The organism is Longimicrobium sp. (assembly GCF_048594345.1).
Taxonomy (GTDB): Bacteria; Gemmatimonadota; Gemmatimonadetes; order Longimicrobiales; family Longimicrobiaceae; genus Longimicrobium.
This window is the reverse complement of sequence record NZ_JBMDXM010000040.1, coordinates 1-5,959: the sequence shown is the minus strand read 5'-3', so window position 1 is coordinate 5,959 and position 5,959 is coordinate 1. Positions and strand designations below refer to the sequence as shown.

Genomic DNA, 5,959 nt, shown 5'->3' with positions numbered 1-5,959 from the left:
TCACGCGGAGGCGCGGAGAAAACAGAAGAGGCGCGGAGGGAACGCCCAAAACGCCTCCGCGCCTCATCAGTTCCTCCGCGCCTCCGCGTGATGCTTTTCCGTCGTTCCTCTGATTGCACAACGAACCGCGAGAAATGGTATCACAAGTGCGGGGATGGAGGTCAGGCGCCGCCGCGCTCAGCCCGTCGTGCGCACGAGCGCCTGCGCCTCGTGGGCGATGACGTTCAGCGCCTGCTCCACGCGCGGTGACCAGAGAAGGCCGCCATTCAGGCGGATGAGGTTGCGGTTGCCGCCCGTGGCGGAAAAGACGGGGCCGGGGGCCAGGCTCACGCCGCGCCCAAGGCATCGCGCGTACAGTTCCAGCGCGTCCACCGCTTCCGGAAGCTCGACCCAGAGGAGAAATCCACCGGCCGGTGCGGAGATCCGGGTGCCCGGCGGAAAGCGGCCCGCCACCTGGGCCGTGACGCGCTCCACATTGGCTTGCAGCGCCGCCTTGAGCCTGCGGACGTGGTGGTCGTATCCGCCCGTGCGCAGAAATTCGGCGATGGCCAGCTGCGTGGGCGTGGGCGTCGCCACGGTGGTGGCCGCTTTCAGGCGCAGCACGTCGGCGTGGTAGCGGCCGGGGATGATCCACCCCACGCGATAGGCTGACGCCAGTGTCTTGGAGAAGCTCCCGCACACCAGCACCGGCGCCACCCGCGTAAAAGCGCGCAGCGACGGCGGACGCTCCGGTCCAAAGTGCAGGTCCGCGTAGGTGTCGTCCTCCAGCGCGGGCACGCCGTGCGCGTCCAGCACCGCCGCCAGCTCGCGCCGCCGCGCCTCGGGCATCACCGAGCCCAGCGGGTTGTGCACCGTGGGCGTAACGACCGCCGCCGCCACCTCGGTTTCCCGCAGCGCCGCGTCCAGCGCCGCGACGTCGATCCCTTCGCGCGGGTCCGCCGGCACCGCGAGCGCCCGAAGCCCCAGCGCATCGATCACCTGCAGTGTGCCATAGTAGGCCGGCGCCTCTACCACCACGGTGTCGCCCGGCCGGGTGAGCGCGCGCAGGCCCAGCGCAATCGCCTCGTTGCACCCCGCCGTGACCACCACGTCGCCCGGGGTGACCGGCGCCCGCGTCGCCACCGTCCGCTGCGCGATCTGCTGGCGCAGCTCCTCCGCGCCCGAAGGGCTCCAGACCATGGCGCTGCGCACGCTGTCGCGCCGCGCCACGGCACCCAGCGTCCGCGCCAGGCGCGCCGTCGGCAGCAGGGCAGGGTCGGGGAGCGCCGTGCCCAGCGGCACCAGGCTCCCGTCCGCCACCGATTCCAGAAAGCGGACGATCAGCTCGCCCGTGGTCACCCGCGCCGGCGCCGAAGCCGGCAGCGAACGCCGCGGCTCGTCCTCCACGCGCCGCGGCCGCGCCAGCACAAAGTAGCCGGACCGCGGCCGCGCCCGGACCATCCGACGGGCCTCCAGCAGCCGGTATGCCTGCAGCACCGTGGGCACGCTTACCGACCACTGTGCGCACGTCCGCCGCACCGACGGCAGCCGGTCACCCGCCTGCAGCGTCCCGTCGGAGATCCACGCCGTGATCTCGTCGGCGATCCTGCGATACGCGTATACCTCTTCAGCCGGCCGCCGCTGGCCCGCAGCGTCTACGGGGCGCGCATCCATCGCATCATCCTGATCTGTGCAGGTCTATATCCTCGAATCGGCACCTGTTCAGGAGGAAGCTACCTCCCGTGTTTCAGCCGGTCCACACCGCGGAGGAGCGGCGGCCCGCTGAACCCCAGTCCGGGGGGCGCTACGGACCGCGCCACGCGCTCGAGGACCGCTGGCGGGTGCGGCCGCGTCTGTTACCAGGCGTGATACCAATCTTGCCATGCCGCCCGCGCACACCAGACCGCAACCAGAGACGAGGTGCACCATGACCGGCACGCCCCAGAAGTCCGCTACTCCCCAGAAGGCCGGCGGTGCCGGCAAGCCGAGCCAGTCGCAGATCGAGATCTGGACCGGCTACACACACTACCTTCTGGCGGCGGACGGGCTCCTGCGGTTTACCGACGCGCTCTGCAAGAAGAAGCTCGATGAAGCGGCGTTCAAAAAGGTCAGCGCGGTGATCGGCGCGGCGCACATCGCGCTTCAGGGGGTGAATGAGCAACTGATCAAAGGCATCGAGAACATGAAGGAGGGCAAGGCTCCCGATTTCACGCTCGAGCCTTCGCCCATCCCCGACTGGTCCCCCGATGCTGAAGCCAGCGTCTTTGCCGGCGCGTGGGAAGCCATCAAGGCGGTGCTGGAGAGAATGATGGACGCGACCAGCCCCTCCAGTGCCATGGGGGTGGCCCTCGCCGGCGTGATCAACCACGGCGACGACATCGTCAAGGCGCTGGAGCCGGCCTTTGGCTGAGCATTCGGCATCATGCCAGGACCGCCAGGAGAGGATGCTGAACGTCGACATCGCCAGTCATCCTGAAGGAGGCGCCGCGCCGCAATCTGCTGATACACAACGCGCTTGCGCCGACCGAAGGACCTTGCCTGCGGAACCAGGAGCCTTGAACGGCTCCCGGGGGCTGGCCGGTCGCGACCCGACAGAGATCCTTCGGTCGCGCGCAAACTCCTGTGGTTGCTGAAGTTGCGGGTGTGCGCTCCCTCAGGATGACGCCGCGCTACTTAAGGGATATTCCAGGTTGATCAACACCCTTTCAGTATGACCGTTTCGCGGGTTCCATGCGAAACCCCGCGGGCGATCAGGACTCGCTGGCCACCAGGGCAAGCCGGGACTCGCGCGGGGGAGTGAGGGGGGTGTGCAGCACCTGGCCCAGCCGCCGGATCCCGTCGCCGATCTGCTCGGCGTTCACGCGGGAAAAGTTCAGCCGCAGGGCGTTGCGGCCCCGCACGCCGCCCGCCGCGCAGAACGCCTGCCCGGGGACGAACGCCACGCCGGCTTCTTCCACGGCCCGCCGCAGGAGCGCCGTCGTATCCACCCCCTCGGGCATGGTCACCCACACGAACATCCCCGACGCGGGGGCGTGCCAGCGCGCCTGCGCGGGAAAGTGGGCGTCCAGCGCCGCGAGCATGGCGTCGCGGCGCCCGCGGTACTCCGCGCGCAGCTCCGACAGGTGAGTGGAGAACGCCTCGCGGTCCAGAAACGACGACAGGGTGCGCTGCGCGAAGGTGCACACGTCCAGGTCGCTGCCCTGCTTGAGGATGGACAGCCGCTCCACCACGTCCGGCGGCGCCACCACCCACCCGGTGCGCAGGGCCGGCGCGACGATCTTGCTGAACGAGCCCACGTACAGCACCCAGCGGGGATCGAACGAGCGAACGGCGGGAGGAGCCTCGCCCTCCAGGTTCAGCAGCCCGTACGCGTCGTCTTCTACCACGGGGACGCCGTGGCGGCGCGCGGCCGCGGCCAGGCGGCGGCGCTCGCCGGCGGGCATGCTGCTCCCCAGCGGGTTGTGCCCCTCGGGGATGGTGTAGATCAGCGCGGGGCGCTCGCCGGACTCCAGCAGGGCCTCCAGCGCGCCCACGTCCATCCCCGTGCGCGGGTTGCAGGGCACGGTGAGCACGCGCGGCTGCAGGGGGCGCAGGGCGTTCACCATCCCGTCGTAGGTAAGCTCCTCCGTAACCAACGGGTCACCGGGAGACACGAGCAGCTGGCCCAGCAGGCTCATGGCCTGCTGGGCTCCGCTGGTGATGAACACCTCGTCCTCCGTGCACCGCACGCCGCGCCGGGCCATCAGCTGCACCACGTGGCGGCGCAGACATCCCAGCGGCATTCCGTACTGCAGCGCGTCCGGCTCGGTCGTCAGCACGTGGCGCGCGGCGCCCGTGTAGGCGGATACGGGAAAGAACTCCGGTGCCGGCATCCCCAGAGCAAAGGAAAGGAGCCCCGGACGCGACACCAGCGCCAGGATCTCGCGCAGGGCGGACTGGCGGGTCTGCCGCGTCCATGCGGCGAACGGAAATTCGTGCTCAACCGCAGTCGTCGCGAGCATTCGCGGTCCTTTCAGGGAACGATGGTCCGCCAGCGGACGGCGTGTGCACTCCCACCAGGGCCAGGCCACGGTGAGCACTCACCGGGACCGGCTGGGCGGGCGGTTGGAGGAGCGCCCGTCCCCCGACCCGATGTCGCATGCGTGGGCGTGCTGGTGGCACTCCGAAGGGCAGTCCCCGGTAGCCGGACGGGCAGGTGTCCGCTGTAGCGCAATACAATTTTAGCCACTTTTAGTACTATATACGATCCGACCGGTTCATGGAAGTGGAGCCGCGATGCGCGAGGCATCCGCCGCAAGCATCAACGTCTACGTGGACGATGAGCACGACGAGCCGGTGCCGAACGATCAGACGGGGCCACCGGACAGACAGGACTCGCCGCGGCTTCAGGGGGGCTTCGGTCGGCCTCAAGGCTGTCTGGTTCGTCGCCGGATCGTGCGGTGGCTGCATCGCGACCCGTGGGGCGCTGTCAGGCGCTCAACAGACATTTAGCTCTGGATGGTCCGACGGTTGTTTTGAGACGTGCGTGTAGCAGATCGGGGCAACGCGTTCGATCGATAGAGATTGCGGAGCAGGTAAGCGGAGTTTACGGGTACGTGGCGGGCGTGGGGTTGCGTCGTCATTTCGTGTGTATGTACACTATCTATTAAAGACGATTACTGAAACGTACCCGTACGCGAGTCGCTGGGTGACCGTGGACGTACGCCAGTCTTCCGGGGCACCCGGGAGACATCGCCGCTCGTCGCTCTGCACCCAGACCGGCGATCCCGCGCCGACGCCCGTTGTGGCGCCGTGATCGGGACGCCGTGATCGCGACTGGGCGGGGAGCGTGCGCTCCGCGTGAACCCTCGGCCGCGTGGGACGACCGGTCCCCCCTCTTTCGACCCCGAAAATCTGCGTCCAATGGCGATTCTTCAGCGGCATCACGCGTTACAGGCCCCGGGAGCGGCATTGCCCGCGGCCTCGCCGCCACCCATGGGCGTCGCGGCCACCGAAACCGGGGCCTGTGTCGTCCAGCCGCCCGCCGGGCGCGCCGAATCCCTGCACCACCTGGTGGAGGGGTGGGCGGCGCGTACGCCGGAGGCCGTGGCGCTGGTGTTCGGCGAGACGCGGCTGGGCTACGGCGAGCTGGACGCGCGGGCCAACCGGCTCGCGCGCCACCTGCGGGCGCTGGGCGTGGGGCCCGAGGTGCGCGTGGCGATCTCGCTGGAGCGGGGTCCCCAGGCCGTGGTCGCCGTGCTGGCCGTGCTGAAGGCCGGCGGCGCCTGGGTTCCCCTGGACCCTTCGTACCCGGCCGAGAGGCTGGCGTACATGCTGGACGATTCGGCGGCGTCGCTCCTCCTTACCCGCGCCGGGCTGGCGCCGGGCTTTCCCGCCGGGCCCTGGCGGATCGTCCTCGTTGACCAGGCGGAGGACGAGGCCGCCCGACTCCCCGCGACCTCGCCCGGCGTGGCGGTGCGGGCCGGGAGCCTGGCCTACCTCATCTACACCTCCGGCTCCACGGGACGCCCCAAGGGGGTGATGGTGGCGCACGGCGGCGTGGGGTCACTGGCGCGCGCGCAGTCCGCCCTGCTGGGCACCGGCCCGGGGAGCCGCGTCGTGCAGTTCGCGCCGACCAGCTTCGACGCCTCGGTGGCGGAGATGGGGCAGGCGTTCGCGGCGGGCGCGTCCCTCGTCCTGGCGCGGCGGGAGGCGCTTCTCCCCGGCCCCGGCTTCGTGGCGCTCCTGCGCGAGCGCCGCGTCACCCACGTCACCCTTCCCCCCTCCGTCCTGGCCGCCCTCCCGCCCGCGGAGCTCCCGGCGCTGGAGGTGCTGGCGGTGGCGGGGGAGGCGTGCGGGGCGGCGCTGGTGGAGCGCTGGGGAGAGGGGCGCCGCTTCTTCAACGCCTACGGCCCCACCGAGGCCACTGTGTGCTTGACGATGGGCGACTGCGCGCGGGGATAGGCCGTCACCCTCGGCCTGGCGCTGCCGGGGGTGCGGG

At 70.4% G+C, this 5,959-nt stretch carries 4 protein-coding genes; 2 read left to right on the top strand and 2 right to left on the bottom strand.

The window, feature by feature from the left end:
- Nucleotides 1-177: 177 nt before the first annotated feature.
- Nucleotides 178-1,653: a PLP-dependent aminotransferase family protein gene (locus tag ACOJUJ_RS04520; protein ID WP_420125659.1), complete on the bottom strand. Its 1,476-nt coding sequence runs from the start codon at nt 1,651-1,653 to the stop codon at nt 178-180.
- 253 nt (nt 1,654-1,906) lie between these two features.
- Here ACOJUJ_RS04520 and ACOJUJ_RS04515 point away from each other — a divergent pair, with 253 nt between their 5' ends.
- The gene (locus ACOJUJ_RS04515; protein WP_420125658.1) at nt 1,907-2,389 is read left to right on the top strand and encodes a hypothetical protein; all 483 of its coding nucleotides are present in this window, start codon (nt 1,907-1,909) and stop codon (nt 2,387-2,389) included.
- Nucleotides 2,390-2,729: 340 nt separating this feature from the next.
- Here ACOJUJ_RS04515 and ACOJUJ_RS04510 read toward each other — a convergent pair whose 3' ends face one another.
- Nucleotides 2,730-3,980, bottom strand: a complete 1,251-nt coding sequence (locus ACOJUJ_RS04510) for a PLP-dependent aminotransferase family protein (RefSeq protein WP_420125657.1) — start codon at nt 3,978-3,980, stop codon at nt 2,730-2,732.
- Nucleotides 3,981-4,929: 949 nt separating this feature from the next.
- On the opposite strand from ACOJUJ_RS04510, the gene ACOJUJ_RS04505 reads away from it, so the two are divergent.
- Complete coding sequence (locus ACOJUJ_RS04505) at nt 4,930-5,922, top strand: AMP-binding protein (RefSeq protein ID WP_420125656.1); 993 nt, start codon at nt 4,930-4,932, stop codon at nt 5,920-5,922.
- Nucleotides 5,923-5,959: the final 37 nt, after the last annotated feature.